This is a genomic window from Kitasatospora sp. NPDC028055 (assembly GCF_040637885.1).
GTDB lineage: Bacteria > Actinomycetota > Actinomycetes > Streptomycetales > Streptomycetaceae > Kitasatospora.
In genome coordinates this window covers 1-15,582 of sequence record NZ_JBEZXE010000018.1, presented here as the reverse complement: position 1 = coordinate 15,582, position 15,582 = coordinate 1, and the positions used below count along the sequence as shown (strand labels likewise).

Sequence of the window (15,582 nt, the reverse complement as noted above, 5' to 3'; positions counted from 1 at the left end):
CCCCCGTGCCCAACCTCCCGGCCGAGTACGCCACCACCACCCTGCGGGACGGCGTGGTGAGCCTCGGCACCCGCCCCTTCCCGCACGACGCGCTCCGCGCCGACACCGTCCTCATCAAGCCCGACCACCTGGGCATCTGCCGCGCCGACGCCAAGGAGGTGGTCGGCTCGCGCGACGTCCCCGAGGACCGCGGCCCGCTCTTCGGCCACGAACTCGTCGGCACCGTCGCCTTCGCCGGCGCCCGGACCGGCTTCCGGGAGGGCGAACTCGTCACCCTCAACCCCAACATCACCCCCACCCGCACCACCGGCTTCGCCGAGTACGTCTTCGTCCACGGCACCGAGGCACAGCTGGACCAGGCCGTGGTGCGCGTCCCCGAGACCGGCATCCGGGACGCCGTGTGGATGCCCGAGCCCTTCGCCTGCATCGTGCACGCGCTCCGCAAACTGCTCGAACTCACCGCCCGCACCGACCTCCGGGGCATCCGGGTCGCCGTCCTCGGCGCCGGCTGCGCCGGGGTCACCTTCGCCCTGTACGCCCGCCACCTGGGCGCCGCGCCCGCCGTCTTCAACCGCGGCGAGGCCCGGCGCGCCTTCGCCCGGCAGCAGGGCCTGCTCGCCGCCGAGGAGCTCCACCCGCTGACCGACGCGAAGGCGCCCCAGCACCAGGACCGGTACCAGGTGGTGATCGTGGCCACCACCGTCGTGACCACCGAACTCCTCGACACCGCGAGCGACTTGGCCGCCGACGGCGCCGTCCTGTTCGTCTACGGCGGCACCCGCCGGGGCGACAGCTACCCGCCGGGCCGGGCCGACATCGACACCATCCGCCGCGCGGAACTCATCGAGCCGGTCGAGCACCACGGCAAGCGGCTGCACCTGGCCGGCGCCTACGGCTGCCACCGCGAGGACTACGAGGAGGGCTTCCGGCTGCGCGCCGAACACCCGCTCGCCTTCCCGCTGGAGAAGCTGACCTCGCTGCGGATCGGCCTGGACGACTTCCCGCACCGGATGACCGACATCGCCGCCGAACGGGAGGACCACCCCGGCAAGGTGATCATCGACCTGGCCTGATCAGCGCGCGGGCCTGATCAGCGCACCGGCGACCTGGTCGCCGGCGGCTGCCCGTCCTCCCGCACCCAGGCGCCGACGCCCAACCTCCCCGTGGTGCCCAGGTCCAGCTCCGGCACCACCATCACGGGCGCGGAGCCCGGCAGCACCCGGACCCGCAGGTACGGGGCGTTCACCGGGTCACCCGCGCCCGCCTCGGTGGTGTTGCGCCAGGCCAGCGTGGACCGCGCCCCCTCGCCCGGCTGCAACGCGAGGGGCCGCGGCGGGTCGTCCGCCCCGGTGACGCTCGCGATCTGCGCGCCCCCGTGCAGGAGTTGCACCCCGTCGACCGGCCTGTGCTCCACGTCGAGGAGCTGGAGCTCCGGGTACCCGTCGACGTTCACCGTGGCCGTCCCGCAGTTGCGCAGGTGCAGCCCCACCACCCGCAGCCCCATCGCCGCATCGCCGTCGTCCGCACTCACCCGCACCCCGGACGCCGGGCACGGCCCGTCCGGGCGCGAGGCCTCGGCGCTCGGCACGCTCCGCACCTTGACGACCGTCACCCCCGAGGTCTTCCCGTCCAGTTCCACCCGCCCCTTCTCGGTCGCCCCCGGTGCGAGATCCCTGACCGTCCTCGTCTCGTTGCCCAGCACACCCCCGGTCGCCCCCGAGCGGCCGAACACCACCGTCACATCGGCCGCTTCGCCGCCCGGGTTGGTCACCTCGTACTCCGCGCACACCGCACTCGCCGCCGTGATCCGCACCCCGTCCTTCGCCACCGGGCCCGGCGAAGCCGACGCCACCCCGCACGGCCCCGCACTGCCGGAGCCGGCGGCAGAACGCCCCCCGCCCGCCCCGGCCACCTGGCTCCCGCACCCCGCGAGCAGCACCACCGCCGCCACCGCACCGACCCCACGCCTCACCGGCACCACCCCGCCCATCCGGAACTCACCCATCCGACCATCCGATCACGAACCACCCCACCCCACCATGACCGCCGTCACTCCCCCGGCAACAGCCCCGCAACGCTCCGGCCGCCGGTCCGGTCCTCGGCGGCGGCGGCCGACTTCGCCGGTTCGGGTGCCGTAGCGACCGCCGGTGGAGGATGATCCTCGGATGTCGGAACCCAGCCCTGCCCTCGGACGACTCGTCGCCAACGAGAACAGCCTGAGCGACCTGCTGTCCTTCCTGTTCGAGCGCGATCCCCAGCCACTGATCGACCTGCTCGGCCTCGCCCCCGGCGCGTACCGGTGTCGACGCGAGGTCAAGCAGGCCGCCGGCCGCCTGGATCTCGTGGTCCACCGGCGGTCGGACGACCGTCCCGTGGCCGTACTGGAGATGAAGGGGGCCTCCGACGAGCACGGCGACCAGTTGAACCGCTACCGGGCCTGGGCCGAAACCCTCGATCCCGTACCGGCGTTGTTCTACTGCACCTTCGACGACACCCGGCCCACCGCGCCGTGGCGATCGCTGCGCCTCGTCACGGTCTTCCAGGCCTGGCACTCGGCCGCCGATCCGCACGCCGCGTGGCTCGCGCGCGGGATCACCGACGTGCTGCGCCGCTGGGACACCGAGGCCGACGGTGCGCTCGGGAGCTCCTCCGGCTGGTACGTGCCGGACCTGGTGAGCCGTCGCACGGCCCGCGACCTCGACGACGCGCTGCGCCGCGCGCATCCGGGCGCAGCCGAGGCGAGCGCCATGAACACCAGTGCCGGAAACCCGATGCTGATGGCCTGGCGACACCACCCCTCCGGCTCCGACCACGCCTGGATCGCCGTGGACCTCCGCTGCCCCGGCCGTGGCGCACCGGCGCAGCCCTGGCTGTTCCGGCCGAGCATCGACGTCCTCATGGGTGACCGGACGGAGGTGGAGGCCGTGCTCGAAGCACACGACCTGGCCGTGGAGCTGCAACCGGCGATGTCGCTGTCCGCCGTCCAGGAGGGCCTTCGCCGACGGGGCCGCCACGAGCTGGCCGCAGTACTCCGGGCCGCCAAGCACGACGGACTGCGCGGCCCGGCCGATCCCGAGCTCCTGGCCGACTGGCGCGCCGGGCTGGTCAGCGGCGCGAGCGCACCCCGGCGGCATCCGGTCTTCTTCCACGACAGGCAGCGGCGCCTGGCGACCCAGTTCCAACTCGACGTCACCACGATCACGCGAGACGACCTCGCGGACCTCACCCTCGCGGTCCTGGATCACCTCGTGGAACGGGCGGGCACTCCCCGGTCCGACCGGACCGGCTCCACCCACCCGGCAGCAGGGCCACGGCCTGCCCACTGACGAGGCAGCTACCAGAAACGGCCTCAACGCCCTCTCGCACCTGGTCGCAACGCCCCCGGCATCACAGGGCGGGTACGGAAGATCGCCGACGCTATGATCACGGCCCGCATGTTCAAGTGGCGTTCACATGAAGATACTTGGGGGGTTTGATGAGAAAAGCCCGATTTATCCGGCCGATCTTGGTCGTGGCAGCGCTCACGGCGTCGACGCTGATCCTGGCGGGCCGGACCGCCGAGCCGGCGCAAGCGGCGAGCAGCGACTACTGGATAGTCGCGGGTGATCAGGGCAGCAACTCGCTGATCGCCTACGATTCGGCCTGGACGGTCAGGTGGAAGTGGCAGCCGACGAAGGACGAGGGCTTCAACCCGCCCGAGATATCGGCGTTCGGACACGTGACCGACTTCAAGCTGCGGAACACCTCGGCCGGCCAGCGGATGGTCGTCACAGCCAGCAATGGGTTGGCGGCGATCGTCACCTACCCCGAGGGGAAGAAGGTGTGGTCGGCCGACCTGAGCGGGACCAAGGACAACCTGCACAGTGCCGAGCTGCTGCCGAACGGCAACATAGCGGTGGCGTCCACCAACGTGATCGGTACGGCGCCGGAGAGCGGCGGGTTCCTCAGGGTCTACGCGTCCTCGCAGGGGCCGAGCAACGCCACCTACGCGGAATACCCGCTGAACGAGGCGCACGGCGTGCTCTGGGATCCGACCTTCGACCGGCTCTGGGCAATCGGTTACAGCCCCGCCGGCAAGGCTGTTCTGGACTCCTTCGCCATCACCGGGAGCGCCGCACAGCCGCACCTGACCCTGGGCAAGGAGATCGCCCTGAAGGAAGGCGCTCCCCACGACCTGAGCGCGGATCCCACCGACCCGAACGTGCTTCTGCTGAGCACGGGCAACAACACCTGGTCATACGACAAGCGGAACAGCAGCTTCACCCCGCTCGTCGCGACTCCCTCGGTCAAGGCCATCAGCGCGCAGCCGTCAGGTCAGCTCGTGATGACTCAGCCGGACGAGTCCAAGACGCCGGTGGGCGGCTGCCGCACCAACACGTGGTGCACCGACACCATCGACTTCTACACCCGGAAAACGGACGGCTCCTACGACCACACCTCGCACAAGGTGACCGGCGCCCAGTTCTACCGTGCGCGCGTGTGGCACCCGACCTACAACGCCATCGGCGACGCGACGCAGGGCACGGTGTCCGACGGTGCCGTGTCCGGCGCCTTGCGGACACCGGCGATGATCGACACGAACAGCCAGATCTCGCAGATCAGCGCCGCCGCGCTGCCCAACGGGACGGTGCACGTGCAGACGCTGGTCCCCGGGTACGGAGTCTGGGACCGCACCCGTAACACCGACGGCACGTGGTCGGACTCGACAAGGATCGACGCCAACCAGTCGATCACCGCGATCAGCTCGGCGGCGCTGCCCAACGGGACGGTGCACGTGCAGACGCTGGTCCCCGGGTACGGAGTCTGGGACCGCACCCGTAACACCGACGGCACGTGGTCGGCGTCCACCCGGATCGACCCCGACGGCCAGATCTCGCGGATCAGCGCCGCCGCGTTGCCCGACGGCACGATGCACGTCCAGACCGTCGTCCCCGGCACCGGGGTGGCGGACCGCACCCGCACCTCGTCGGGTAGCTGGTCGAACTCGACGCTGATCGCGGCGGGCTGCACCCCGAGTGACACCAGCAGCCCGTGCATCACCGACGTGAGTGGGGTGGCCCGGCAGGACGGCAGTCTGCATGTGCAGCTCCTGACGCCGGGTTCCGGGGTGTCCGACCTGACGTGGGCTGCGGGAAACTGGTCGACGGTGCCCACGGTTGTCGACAGGAACCCGTTCATCACGCGCATCGCTGCGAGCACCCTGTCGGACGGCACCACGCACCTGGAGGCGGTCGTCGCCGGCAACGGCATCTGGGACCGGACGCTCGCCCCTGGTGCGACGTCATGGGCCGGAAGCTCGACACGGATCAACGACAGCACCCTGCGCGACGAGGACCGCACCGATCGCGACTTCGCCGTCTACAGCGTGGGCCTGGCGGACGGATCGCTGCACATCGGTACCGCCGCGTACTGACGCGAGCAGCCGAAGGCAGGTGTGAGCGGGCGTCGAGTCCCGGTCGCCGCCGCCCGCGCCGGGCGGCGGCAGAGCACCCGGGCCGGTGACCGAGTCCGTGCATCAGGCCCGCGGTGACGGGCAGGTATGAGGGGTCGTCCGGCACCGGGGTGGGGCGACCGGGCCGGCCCCGGATGCGGCCGGGAGGACGTGGGAGGGACAGCGGGCATGGGCGAGCTGGACGGCAGGACGGCGCTGGTGACGGGCGGGTCCCGGGGGATCGGGCGGGCGGTCGCCCGGCGGCTCGCCGACGACGGGGCGCTGGTCGCGGTCCACTACGGCGGCAACGAGGAGGCCGCCGCGGAGACGGTCAAGCTGATCGAGGGGGCGGGCGGCCGGGCGTTCGCGGTGCCGGCCCGGTTCGACCGCAGCGACGGGCCGGAGCGGCTGTTCCAGGGCCTCACCGCCGGGTTGGCGGAGCACGGCGAGGACGGCCTGGACATCCTGGTCAACAACGCGGGCGTGCACCTGGCCGGTTCGATCGGCGAGATCACCGAGGAGGAGTTCGACCGGGTGATGGCGGTCAACGTCCGCGCGCCGCTCTTCGTGATCCAGCGGACCCTGCCGCTGCTGCGGGACGGCGGCCGGATCGTCAACGTGTCCTCGGCGGCCGCCCGGATCGCCTCGCCCCTCCAGATCGGCTACACCGTCAGCAAGACGGCCCTGGAGGCGCTCGCCGCACCGCTCGCCAACGACCTCGGCCGGCGCGGGATCACCGTCAACACCGTCAGCCCGGGCGTGATCCTCACCGACATGACCTCGGCGTGGACCAGCGCCCCCGAGGCGATGGCCGGGCTGGCGTCGATCACCGCGCTGGGCCGGATCGGCACGCCCGAGGACGTCGCGGACGTGGTCGGCTTCCTCGCGGGCCCGCGCGGCCGCTGGGTGACCGGCCAGACCGTCGACGCCTCCGGCGGCACCTACCTGGGGCCGATCCCGCCGGCCGCCCCTCGCGCCGCCGAGGCGGGCGGGCCGGGTACGACGGCGTCCTGACCGTCCGCACGGCCCCCGGTGCGGCAAGGCACCGGGGGCCCGGCGGGAACCGGGGGCCCGGGGGGAACCGGAGCCCGCCCGGAGGCGTGATCATGAGGCATGAGCACACATCTCCCCGAGGAGCCGGCGACCCCCGCGCTGGTCGTCGACGCCGATGTCATGGAGCGCAACATCGCCCGGATGAGCGCGGCGGCCCTGGACGGCGGCTTCGCGGTGCGCCCCCACGCCAAGACCCACAAGTGCCCGGAGATCGCGCGGCGCCAGCTCGACGCCGGTGCGGTGGGCCTGAGCGTGGCCACCGTCGGCGAGGCGGAGGTCTTCGCCCGGAACGGTGTGACCGACCTCTTCATCGCCTACCCCCTGTGGGTCGACGACGCCAAGGCCCGTCGGCTGCGCGCCCTCGCCGACGCGGTCGCCCTGCGGGTGGGGGCGGACTCCGTGGAGGGGGTCCGGCGGCTGGGGCGGGCGCTGCGGGGCGCGGCGGCCCCGGCCCAGGTGATGATCGAGATCGACTCCGGTCACCACCGGACCGGGGTCGTTCCGGCCGCCGCGACCGAGATCGGCCTCGCCGCCGTCGACGCCGGGCTGGAGGTGGCGGGCGTCTTCACCTTCCCCGGCCACGGCTACGGCCACGACCCCCGCGCCCGCGAGCACGCGGCCCGCGACGAGGAGCGGGCGCTCGGCGAGGCCGCGGAGGCCCTGCGGGCCGTGGGGCTCACGGTGCCGGTGGTGAGCGGCGGGTCGACGCCGACGGCCGGGCAGTGGCGGTCGGGTGCGGTGAACGAACTGCGTCCGGGGGTGTACGTCTTCAACGACGCGACCCAGCTGGCCATCGGCAGCTGCACCGCGGACGACCTCGGGCTCTACGCGCTCGCGACCGTGGTGAGCACCCCGGGCCCCGGCCGTTTCGTGCTCGACGCGGGCAGCAAGGTGCTGGGCTCCGACGCATCGCCCTGGGTCCGCGGTCACGGCTACCTCCCGGACCACCCGGACGCGGTGGTGGCCTCCCTGTCCGAGCACCACGCCACCGTCGTGCTGCCCGAGGGCGGGCCCACTCCCCGCCTGGGCTCCCGGGTCGCCGTCGTCCCGGTCCACGTCTGCACGCCGGTGAACCTGGCCGACACCCTGGAGGTGGTCCGGGCCGGCGAGGTCGTCGACCGCTGGACGGTGGCCGCTCGGGGTGCCAACAGCTGACCGGCGGCGGACCGGCGGCCGGGGGCGCTACGAGCGGTCGGGCAGCGCCACCGCGTGCAGGCAGGGGTGTCGCACCGTCCCCTCCGGGGCGGACAGGACGGTGGCGACCTCGCCGGTGATCTCCACCCGGAGGTCGCCGTCGCGGTTCGTCCAGACCGGTCCGCCGCCGGGGCCGATCTCCTCCGTCAGGTGGACCACGACGACGGATCGCGGGGCGTGCCCGCCGATCGACCCGGGCAGGGCCACCGCGTAGCGGCGTTCAAGGCTCTTCATGGCCGGCCTCCTCGTCGGACTCCCCGCCCGGTGGCGTCGATTCTCCTCCGAGGTCGGGCCGTCGTACACGAACGGTGACCGTCTTCGCAGCACCCTTCGGCCCGGCAGGGTGCCGGGCCCCGGAATCGGTGGTCGCCCGGGCGCCTACCCGGCCGGGGCCGATGCACACGTCCGCCCCGCCACGGTCGGGCGCACCAGCAGGGACGCGGACCCTGGTGCGGACGGTCCGGAGCGGGCAGGCTGCTGCTGCCCGCTCCGGACCGTCCGGGACCGGGCCCAGCCGCCCAACCGCCCCGCCGCCCGCCCGCCCGCCGGCCGTACGAAAGCGAGACCGTGACCATGAGCGACGACCCCCGAGCCGGCACCGTCGACGGGCTGCTGCGCCGGAGCGCCCGCCGGGCCCCCGACCGCGTCGCGCTCACCTTCGCCGACCGCAGCTGGACCTACCGGCAGCTCGACGAGGCCGTCAGCCGCGCCGCCGGGCACCTGCTCGGGCTGGGGCTGCGGCCCGGCGACCGGGTCGCCGCGTACGGGCGCAACTCCGACGCCTACGCGATCGCCTTCCTCGCCTGCGTCCGGGCCGGGTTGGTGCACGTCCCGGTCAACCACGCCCTCACCGGCGAGGAACTGCGCTATCTGCTCGGCCAGTCCGGCACCCGCGCGGTGCTCAGTGACCCGGCGCTCGCGCCGGAGGTCGAGCGGGTCCGGGACGGCCTGGCCGTCGAGCACGTGCTGCCGCTGCGGGAGGACCCAGCCGGGCCGCCGAAGGCCGCGACACCGGGAACCGAACCTACGGGAACCGGACCCGCGGGAACCGGATCCACCGGAACCGGCCTGCTGGAGGCCGCGTCGGCCGGCCCCGTGCCCGAGCTCGGCACCGGCCCCGCCGACACCGAGCTCGCCCAGCTGCTCTACACCTCCGGCACCACCTCCCGCCCCAAGGGCGCGATGATGCCCCACCGCGCCCTGGTGCACGCCTACCTGTCCGCCATCCACGCCCTGGACCTGCGCGCGGACGACCGGCCGCTGATCTGCATGCCGCTCTACCACTCGGCCGCCCTGCACGTCTTCCTGCTCCCGTACCTCGCCGTCGGCGCCTCCGTCCTGCTGCTGGAGTCGCCCGACATCCCCGAGCTGCTCCGGCGGATCGAGGGCGACCGGATCGGCTCGCTGTTCCTGGCGCCGACCGTGTGGGTCCCGCTGGCCAACCACCCGGACCTCGACCGGCACGACCTGTCCTCCCTGCGCAAGGCCCAGTACGGCGCCTCGATCATGCCGGTGGCGGTGCTCGACCGGCTGCGCGCCCGCTACCCGCAGGTGGGCTTCTACAACTGCTTCGGCCAGTCCGAGATCGGCCCGCTGTCCACGGTGCTGCGGCCCGAGGAGCACCTGGACCGCCCGGCCTCCTGCGGCCGCCCGGTGCTGTTCGTGGAGACCCGTGTGGTGGACCGGAACGGCACCGACGTGCCGCCCGGCACGCCCGGCGAAGTCGTCTACCGCTCACCGCAGTTGTGCCTCGGCTACTGGGACTCGCCCGAGCAGACCGCCGAGGCCTTCAAGGACGGCTGGTTCCACTCCGGGGACCTGGCGGTCGCCGACGAGGCCGGTTACCTGACCGTGGTCGACCGGATCAAGGACGTCATCAACACCGGCGGGGTGCTGGTCGCCTCCCGGGAGGTCGAGGAGGCCGTCTACAGCCACCCCGCCGTGGCGGAGGTCGCGGTGATCGGCGTCCCGGACGAGAAGTGGATCGAGGCGGTGACCGCCTTCGTCGTGCTCCGGCCCGGCACGGCCGCCCCCACCGAGGCCGAGCTGGTCGCCCACGTCAGGAGCCGGCTCGCCCCGTTCAAGGTGCCGAAGCAGGTCCGCTTCGTCACCGAACTGCCCCGCAACCAGAGCGGCAAGCTCCTCAAGCGCGAACTCCGGGCCCGGGCCTCCGGGATCAGCTAGCGCGGCCGGTCCGGACGGCGACGGTCACGGCGCGGTCCGGACCGGGAAGCCGGTGGCGCGGCCCTGGCTCTTCAACCAGGTGAGCACCTGGCCGAGGGCCTCGACGGTCTGCTGCCGGTCGCCGCCGCCGTCGTGGAACAGGACGGTCGGGCCGTTGCCGAGCTCCTTCTTGACCGTCTCGACGATGGCCGCCGTCCCGGGCTTCTCGAAGTCCTTCGAGTCGACGTTCCAGCCGAGCGGGCGCATGCCGTTCGCGGCGGCGATCCGCCGGCTGTCGGGGGTGAACGAGCCACCGGGAGCCCGGTAGTACATGACCTCGGCGCCGCCCGCGGCCTGCTCGATCATCTTCTTCGCGTCCAGGATCTCCCGCTCCTGGTACGCGACGGGCTTCTTGTCCATCGAGGTGTCGTGGTCCACGGTGTGGTCGCAGAGCCGGTGGCCGGCCGCCACCACCTGCTTGACCAGGTCCGGGTGGGCCTTGGCCTGCGGTCCGATCATGCAGAAGGTCGCCTTCACCCCGTACCGCTTGAGCACGTCGAGGACCTTCGGGGTCCAGACCGGGTCGGGGCCGTCGTCGATGGTGATGTTGACGGCGTTGCCCCCGGCCTCCGAGGCGTGGGCTATGCCCTCGGGTATCCGCCCCTGCTGCGCACCGCCGCCGCTGCCCTGGGCGCCGTCCTGGCCGCCCTGCCCTCCCCGTCCGCCCTGCCCCTCGCCGGACCCGTCCTGGCCCTGGGCGACGTTCCGGTCATGGCCGGGGACCGTCGCGGTGACCGTCGGAACCGCCCACGCCGTCGCCGCCGCGACGACGACCGCCACCGCGACGGCCGCCCGCGACCGGCTGCCCACGTTCCCCATCCGCGCCTTGAAATCCATCGACGTCCCCTCCCCTGGCTCCACCTGCGTGTTCTCCGAGGTCGAGGACGTCAACCACCCCACCGGGGTTCCGCGCTGCGACGCGCGTAGCAGACCGGTGACAATTCCCGGCCGGGACGCCCTGACGCGGGTCGGGCGCCGACCGCCGGGAGGCGCCTACCAGCGGTCGTGCACCTGCGGCCGGATGCGGCGGTCGTACAGCTCCCGGACGGCGTCGAGGGTGGCCTCGGGCAGCGGGGCCAAGGCGGCGGCCGCGGCGTTGGCGCGGGCCTGGGCCACATTGCGGGCCCCGGGGATCACCGTCGTGACCCCGGGCTGCTGGATGATCCACCGCAGCGCCGTCTGCGCCGCCGTGGCGCCCTCGGGGGCGAGCGCGGCGAACTCCCGGGCCGCCTCGACGCCCGTGGCGAAGTCCACGCCGGAGAAGGTCTCGCCCTGGTCGAAGGCCTCGCCGTGGCGGTTGTAGGTGCGGTGGTCGTCCGGGCCGAAGACGGTCCGCTCGCTGTAGCGGCCCGAGAGCAGCCCCGAGGCGAGCGGCACCCGCGCCAGGATCCCCACCCCGGCCGCCTCGGCGGCGGGCAGCACCCGCTCCAGCGGCTTGAGCCGGAAGGCGTTCAGGATGATCTGCACGCTGGCGACGCCCGGGCGCGCGATCGCGGTCAGCGCCTCCGCGCAGGTCTCCACGCTCACCCCGTAGGCGGCGATCCGCTCCTCCGCCACCAGGGTGTCCAGGGCGTCGAAGACCTCGTCCGAGGAGTAGACCGGCGTCGGCGGGCAGTGCAGCTGCACCAGGTCCAGCCGCTCCACGCCCAGGTTCTCCCGCGAACGGTCGGCCCAGGCACGGAAGTTGGCGAGGTGGTAGTGCTCGGGCCGCTGCTCGACCCGGCGGCCGAACTTGGTGGCGACGAACACCTCCGCGTCCGGACGCTCCTTCCGGAACCGGCCGATCAGCCGCTCGCTGCGACCGTCGCCGTAGACGTCGGCGGTGTCGAAGAGCGTGACCCCCGACTCCACGGACGCCTCCAGCACGGCCAGGGCGTCCTCCTCCCGGACGTCACCCCAGTCCGCACCGAGCTGCCAGGTGCCGAGTCCGACCACCGAAACGGGACGGCCGGTCCGGCCGAGTACGCGCTGTTCCATGCCAGGAGCCTCTCACGGCGCGTCTACCGACGCCGCCCAGGGCCGGACGTCCGATGGGTGAGTCAGCAACTGACGTGAAGAACGCAGATGTCGTCGCGGCGGCTCTCGGGGGTGACGAGCGTTCGCACGAGGTCGTCGAGGAAGCGGCGGCCGTCGGCCTGGGCGGTGGCGGCCGCGGTGCGGGCCAGTCGGGCCATGCCTTCGTCCAGGGGCTCGCCGGGCTTCTCGATCAGGCCGTCGGTGTACAGCAGGAGGTGGTCGCCGGGCAGTAGCTGGAGCGAGGCCGATTCGTAGTGGGGATCGGTGGTCGCGCCCAGCAGGATGCCCCGGGGCGTCGGCAGGAAATGGGCCTCGCCCCGGCGCAGCAGCAGGGGCGGCGGGTGTCCGGCCCGGACCCAGGTCAGTCGGGAGAGGGCGGGCTGGTAGACGGCCATGATCATGGTGGCCGTGCGGTCGCTGGGGTCCGCGGCGTGCAGGAGCAGGGTGTTCAGGCGGGAGAGGATGCCGGGCAGGGGTGTGTCGGTGATGGCCATGCCCTTGGCGGTGAAGCGCAGCAGCGCCATGGTGGCGACCGCGTCCAGTCCGTGGCCGGCGACGTCGCCGACGACGAGCAGCGCGTTGCCGTCCGGCAGTTCGATGGCGCTGTACCAGTCGCCGCCGAGGTTGAGACCTTCCTGCAGCGGCCGATAGGCGACATCGACGGTCAGACCGGCCAGCTGGAGCACCTTCTCGGGCACCGGCAGCAGGGTCTCCTGGAGGCGGGCGGCCAGGTCGCGTTCCGCGGCCAGCAGGCTCTGTTGGGCGATCGCGTTCTGCTGGTGCTCCAGCAACTGCTGTTCGGCGTGCTTGGTGGCGGTGAGGTCCTGGAAGAAGCCGTGGACCTGGACGGTCTGACCCAGCGCGTCCGTCTCCGCCTCCGAGACGACCCGCACATGACGGACCTCACCCTGGGGGAGGTGGATGCGGAACGTCCGGTCGAGGGGCTCGCCGGCTCTCAGCAGGCGCCGGACCGCGTCCTCCAGGGCCGGACGGTCCTCGCTGTCGGCCCGGGCGGACAGCTCCTCCAGCGTCACCGGCCCCAGCGACCGGTCCCGGCCGAAGATCGAGTACACCTCGTCGGACCAGTTGATCTCGCCGCGGACCAGGTCCCGGTCCACCCAGCCCATCCGGCCCAGGCGTTGCATGAGCGCCAGCCGGCGCTGCTCGCGCTCGGTCGTGTCCAGGCGGTTCCAGGTGACGATCAGACCTCCCTGGCAGGGGGCCGCCCGCACGCGGTACCGCGACAGGCGCGGGATGCCGGGAGCGCCCTCCTCGTACCTCAGCTCCCCCTCGTAGGGGAGCCCGGACGTCAGCACCCGCAGGTAGCCCTGCCACAGGTCGGTACCGGCCACGCCCGGGTAGGTCCGCAGCACGCTCCTCCCCGTCAGCTCCGCTCCCCGGCGCCCGCCGATGTCGACCGCCTCGGGCGAGGCAGCCGTGAACCAGAAGTCCACCACCTCTCCCCCGGGGCCGAACTCCGGCTGAAGGAAGACCACCGAACCGGGCAGGCCGGCCAGCACCTCCCGGACCACGGCCACCGCCGGGCCGCCTTCTGATGAGGGGCCGCCACGCGATACCCGTGCTGTCCCTTCGTCGTAGGTCTTCATTCCACGAGCATGTCACGCCCGCGCGGCCGTGCCGCCCCGTTGTGACACCACCCACGAACCACTCGCACCGGTGCTGTCGTGGCCGGCCTCGCACCCGGGGTCGGTCACGAACCGGCTCAGCCGGTAGGTGGTCGGCTGCACCAGACGGCCGCACAGCATGTCGATCCGGATCGTCGAGGGGTCGATTCCCGCCTCCCGGAGCGGGCGCAGCTGGGCGCGCAGCTCCGCCTCGTCCTGCGTTTCGAAGATCACTTCCCACCGCCCGGCGTCCGGCGCGGTGCGAGCGGCAAGCCGCTGCCTCTCGGCCTCTTTCCGCCGCTTCCGCTTCGCCTGTCCTGGCACCGGCCCAGAATCGCCGGTCGGGGTCGGGACGGCAAGGCAATTGAACCGGACGCCGTGCTTCCCGTTCGGTGCGCCTTTGTCGGACGGGCGCCGCTACCGGGGCTTCGCGCTCGGGTCGCCGAGCAGGGAGCCGAGGTGGGCGAGCAGGGGGGCGGTGCCGTCCTCCGTGGCGAGTCCGCGGGCGAGGGTGGTGGCGCGGTGCTGGTGGGTCGGGTCGGTCAGGCAGGCGGTGATGGCGTCGCCGAGGGCTTCGGCGGTGAGCGACTGGAACGGTACGGGCCGGGGGGCGACCCCCAGGTCGTGCAGTCGGGCCGCCCAGAACGGCTGGTCGGCCATCACGGGAACGGCGACGGCGGGCACCCCGGCCCGTAGGCCGGCCGCCGTGGTGCCGGCTCCGGCGTGGTGGACGACGGCGGCGGTGCGGGGGAACAGCCAGTCGTGCGGGACGTCGCCGATGGTCAGGACATCGCCGCTGCGGGCATCCAGCTCGGCCCAGCCCGCCTGCACCACCGCCCGTACGCCCGCCCGCTCGACCGCCGAGGCGACCAGCCCGCTGAGCCGCTCCCCCTCCCCGACCGCCATGCTGCCGAACCCGATGAACACCGGGGGCGGGCCGGCCCGGAGGAAGTCGACCAGGTCGGCCGGGGGCTGCCAGCCGTCCGGCCGCGCGGGCCACCAGTAGCCCGCCACCCGGGCCCAGGACGGCCAGTCGGCGGGGCGCGGCAGGACCAGCGGGCTGTAGCCGTGGAAGGCCGGCCGGATGCCGGCCGCTGCCGTGGGCGGGTCGGCGGGCAGCCCGAGCCGGGCGCGCAGCCTGGTCACGGCGTCCGCGAAGATCCCTTCCGCGCGCCTCAGCACGTCCCGGCCCGCCGCGAGCCTGCCCTCCGGCCCCGGGTCGTCCGCGTTCCGGGCGTTGGGCAGCGCGAACTCCCGGGTGGCGAACGACGGGGCGAGGTAAGTGCCGACCACGGGGACGCCGAGCGCCTGGCCGGCCACCCGGCTCAGCGGTGCCGGGCCGAAGGCGGTGAGCACCACGTCGGCCCCGCCCGCCGCCGCCTCCGCCACCCCGTCGGCCAGCCCGTCCGTGTAGGCCCGCAGCGCCGCCTGGGTCTCCGCGCGCGACGTCGCCCGGGAGACCTCCCGGACCAACCCCTGCGGGTCTCCCGGCACCGGCCGGTGTTCGAGACCGCAGTCGGCGAGCAGCCCGGCGAAGGACGCGTGGGCGGCCACGGCGACCTGGTGGCCCGCGTCCGACAGCCGCCGCCCCAGCCCGGTGTAGGGGGCGACGTCTCCTCGTGAACCGGCCGTGACGATCAGAATCCGCATGGCGCCATTCTGCCGCCTCCCGCCGCAACTCCGCTCCCACGTTCCGCCGTTGCTCCCTGGCGCCCCGGCCGGTCGACACGCTCCGCCGGGGTCCGCCGCCGAGGAGGAATCAGAACGGGGGTGCCTGCGCGGCTCCGTCGACGCGGGCCCAGGACCCGTCTTCAAACCCCCGTCGTCCGCCCGAAGGGCGGGCGGGGCGGCGTTGGGGTGCGTGCATCGCAAGGCGGAGGAGGGAGTCCATGCGGAGCATCGGCGACCGACGACAACGCGGCGAGGTGCGTGCCCCGGCGTCGGCGGCGGTTTCTAGGGGTCGTTGCAACACGTGGTCGGTTTGCTCAGGCCGCGATGAGTTTATGCAGGCGCTCGGCTGGGGTCTCCCAGCCGAGCGTT

13 protein-coding genes are annotated in these 15,582 nt (G+C 73.5%); 6 read left to right on the top strand and 7 right to left on the bottom strand.

Annotation, left to right across the window (positions count from 1 at the left end):
* Positions 1-5: 5 nt before the first annotated feature.
* Positions 6-1,073 (top strand): alcohol dehydrogenase catalytic domain-containing protein, encoded by a 1,068-nt coding sequence (locus AB0F71_RS19545; RefSeq protein ID WP_360235660.1) that lies wholly within the window; start codon positions 6-8, stop codon positions 1,071-1,073.
* Positions 1,074-1,090: 17 nt separating this feature from the next.
* On the opposite strand, the gene AB0F71_RS19540 is transcribed toward AB0F71_RS19545, so the two are convergent.
* Entirely contained in the window at positions 1,091-2,005 is a 915-nt protein-coding gene (locus tag AB0F71_RS19540; RefSeq protein ID WP_360235657.1) for a DUF4232 domain-containing protein, read from the bottom strand.
* A gap of 160 nt (positions 2,006-2,165) precedes the next feature.
* Here AB0F71_RS19540 and AB0F71_RS19535 point away from each other — a divergent pair, with 160 nt between their 5' ends.
* The 4 genes from AB0F71_RS19535 to AB0F71_RS19520 all read left to right on the top strand — a co-directional run bounded on the left by AB0F71_RS19535 (position 2,166) and on the right by AB0F71_RS19520 (position 7,639).
* Positions 2,166-3,326 (top strand): hypothetical protein, encoded by a 1,161-nt coding sequence (locus AB0F71_RS19535; RefSeq protein WP_360235654.1) that lies wholly within the window; start codon positions 2,166-2,168, stop codon positions 3,324-3,326.
* Between the two features lie 185 nt (positions 3,327-3,511).
* Positions 3,512-5,413 carry a DUF6528 family protein gene (locus AB0F71_RS19530; RefSeq protein ID WP_360235651.1) on the top strand — a complete coding sequence of 634 codons (1,902 nt, stop codon included), beginning with the start codon at positions 3,512-3,514 and terminating at the stop codon, positions 5,411-5,413.
* Between the two features lie 207 nt (positions 5,414-5,620).
* A complete protein-coding gene (locus tag AB0F71_RS19525) occupies positions 5,621-6,445 on the top strand; it encodes an SDR family oxidoreductase (protein WP_360235648.1) in 825 nt (274 codons plus the stop codon).
* A gap of 99 nt (positions 6,446-6,544) precedes the next feature.
* Positions 6,545-7,639, top strand: coding sequence for an alanine racemase (locus AB0F71_RS19520; protein WP_360235645.1), 1,095 nt, complete (start codon positions 6,545-6,547; stop codon positions 7,637-7,639).
* Between the two features lie 27 nt (positions 7,640-7,666).
* Here the strand turns inward: AB0F71_RS19520 and AB0F71_RS19515 are convergent, their stop codons facing one another.
* Complete coding sequence (locus AB0F71_RS19515; RefSeq protein ID WP_360235642.1) at positions 7,667-7,912, bottom strand: DUF6296 family protein; 246 nt, start codon at positions 7,910-7,912, stop codon at positions 7,667-7,669.
* Positions 7,913-8,251: 339 nt separating this feature from the next.
* Between AB0F71_RS19515 and AB0F71_RS19510 the strand changes: the two genes are divergently transcribed.
* Positions 8,252-9,862, top strand: coding sequence for an acyl-CoA synthetase (locus AB0F71_RS19510; protein ID WP_360235639.1), 1,611 nt, complete (start codon positions 8,252-8,254; stop codon positions 9,860-9,862).
* Between the two features lie 24 nt (positions 9,863-9,886).
* Here the strand turns inward: AB0F71_RS19510 and AB0F71_RS19505 are convergent, their stop codons facing one another.
* From AB0F71_RS19505 to AB0F71_RS19485, 5 genes are all read right to left on the bottom strand, one after another.
* Positions 9,887-10,738, bottom strand: a complete 852-nt coding sequence (locus tag AB0F71_RS19505; protein WP_360235636.1) for a polysaccharide deacetylase family protein — start codon at positions 10,736-10,738, stop codon at positions 9,887-9,889.
* 156 nt (positions 10,739-10,894) lie between these two features.
* Complete coding sequence (locus tag AB0F71_RS19500; RefSeq protein WP_360235633.1) at positions 10,895-11,878, bottom strand: aldo/keto reductase; 984 nt, start codon at positions 11,876-11,878, stop codon at positions 10,895-10,897.
* Positions 11,879-11,940: 62 nt separating this feature from the next.
* Positions 11,941-13,455 carry a SpoIIE family protein phosphatase gene (locus tag AB0F71_RS19495; protein ID WP_360235630.1) on the bottom strand — a complete coding sequence of 505 codons (1,515 nt, stop codon included), beginning with the start codon at positions 13,453-13,455 and terminating at the stop codon, positions 11,941-11,943.
* A gap of 81 nt (positions 13,456-13,536) precedes the next feature.
* Complete coding sequence (locus AB0F71_RS19490; protein WP_360235627.1) at positions 13,537-13,776, bottom strand: hypothetical protein; 240 nt, start codon at positions 13,774-13,776, stop codon at positions 13,537-13,539.
* Between the two features lie 183 nt (positions 13,777-13,959).
* Complete coding sequence (locus tag AB0F71_RS19485) at positions 13,960-15,192, bottom strand: glycosyltransferase (protein ID WP_360235624.1); 1,233 nt, start codon at positions 15,190-15,192, stop codon at positions 13,960-13,962.
* Positions 15,193-15,582 lie beyond the last annotated feature (390 nt).

What these genes read in the sequence shown, in the direction of transcription:
- AB0F71_RS19540 (WP_360235657.1), bottom strand. Translation starts at nt 2,005, where the DNA reads ATGGGTGAGTTCCGGATGGGCGGGGTGGTGCCGGTGAGGCGTGGGGTC.
- AB0F71_RS19535 (WP_360235654.1), top strand. Translation starts at nt 2,166, where the DNA reads ATGTCGGAACCCAGCCCTGCCCTCGGACGACTCGTCGCCAACGAGAAC.
- AB0F71_RS19525 (WP_360235648.1), top strand. Translation starts at nt 5,621, where the DNA reads ATGGGCGAGCTGGACGGCAGGACGGCGCTGGTGACGGGCGGGTCCCGG.
- AB0F71_RS19520 (WP_360235645.1), top strand. Translation starts at nt 6,545, where the DNA reads ATGAGCACACATCTCCCCGAGGAGCCGGCGACCCCCGCGCTGGTCGTC.
- AB0F71_RS19515 (WP_360235642.1), bottom strand. Translation starts at nt 7,912, where the DNA reads ATGAAGAGCCTTGAACGCCGCTACGCGGTGGCCCTGCCCGGGTCGATC.
- AB0F71_RS19510 (WP_360235639.1), top strand. Translation starts at nt 8,252, where the DNA reads ATGAGCGACGACCCCCGAGCCGGCACCGTCGACGGGCTGCTGCGCCGG.
- AB0F71_RS19505 (WP_360235636.1), bottom strand. Translation starts at nt 10,738, where the DNA reads ATGGATTTCAAGGCGCGGATGGGGAACGTGGGCAGCCGGTCGCGGGCG.
- AB0F71_RS19500 (WP_360235633.1), bottom strand. Translation starts at nt 11,878, where the DNA reads ATGGAACAGCGCGTACTCGGCCGGACCGGCCGTCCCGTTTCGGTGGTC.
- AB0F71_RS19485 (WP_360235624.1), bottom strand. Translation starts at nt 15,192, where the DNA reads ATGCGGATTCTGATCGTCACGGCCGGTTCACGAGGAGACGTCGCCCCC.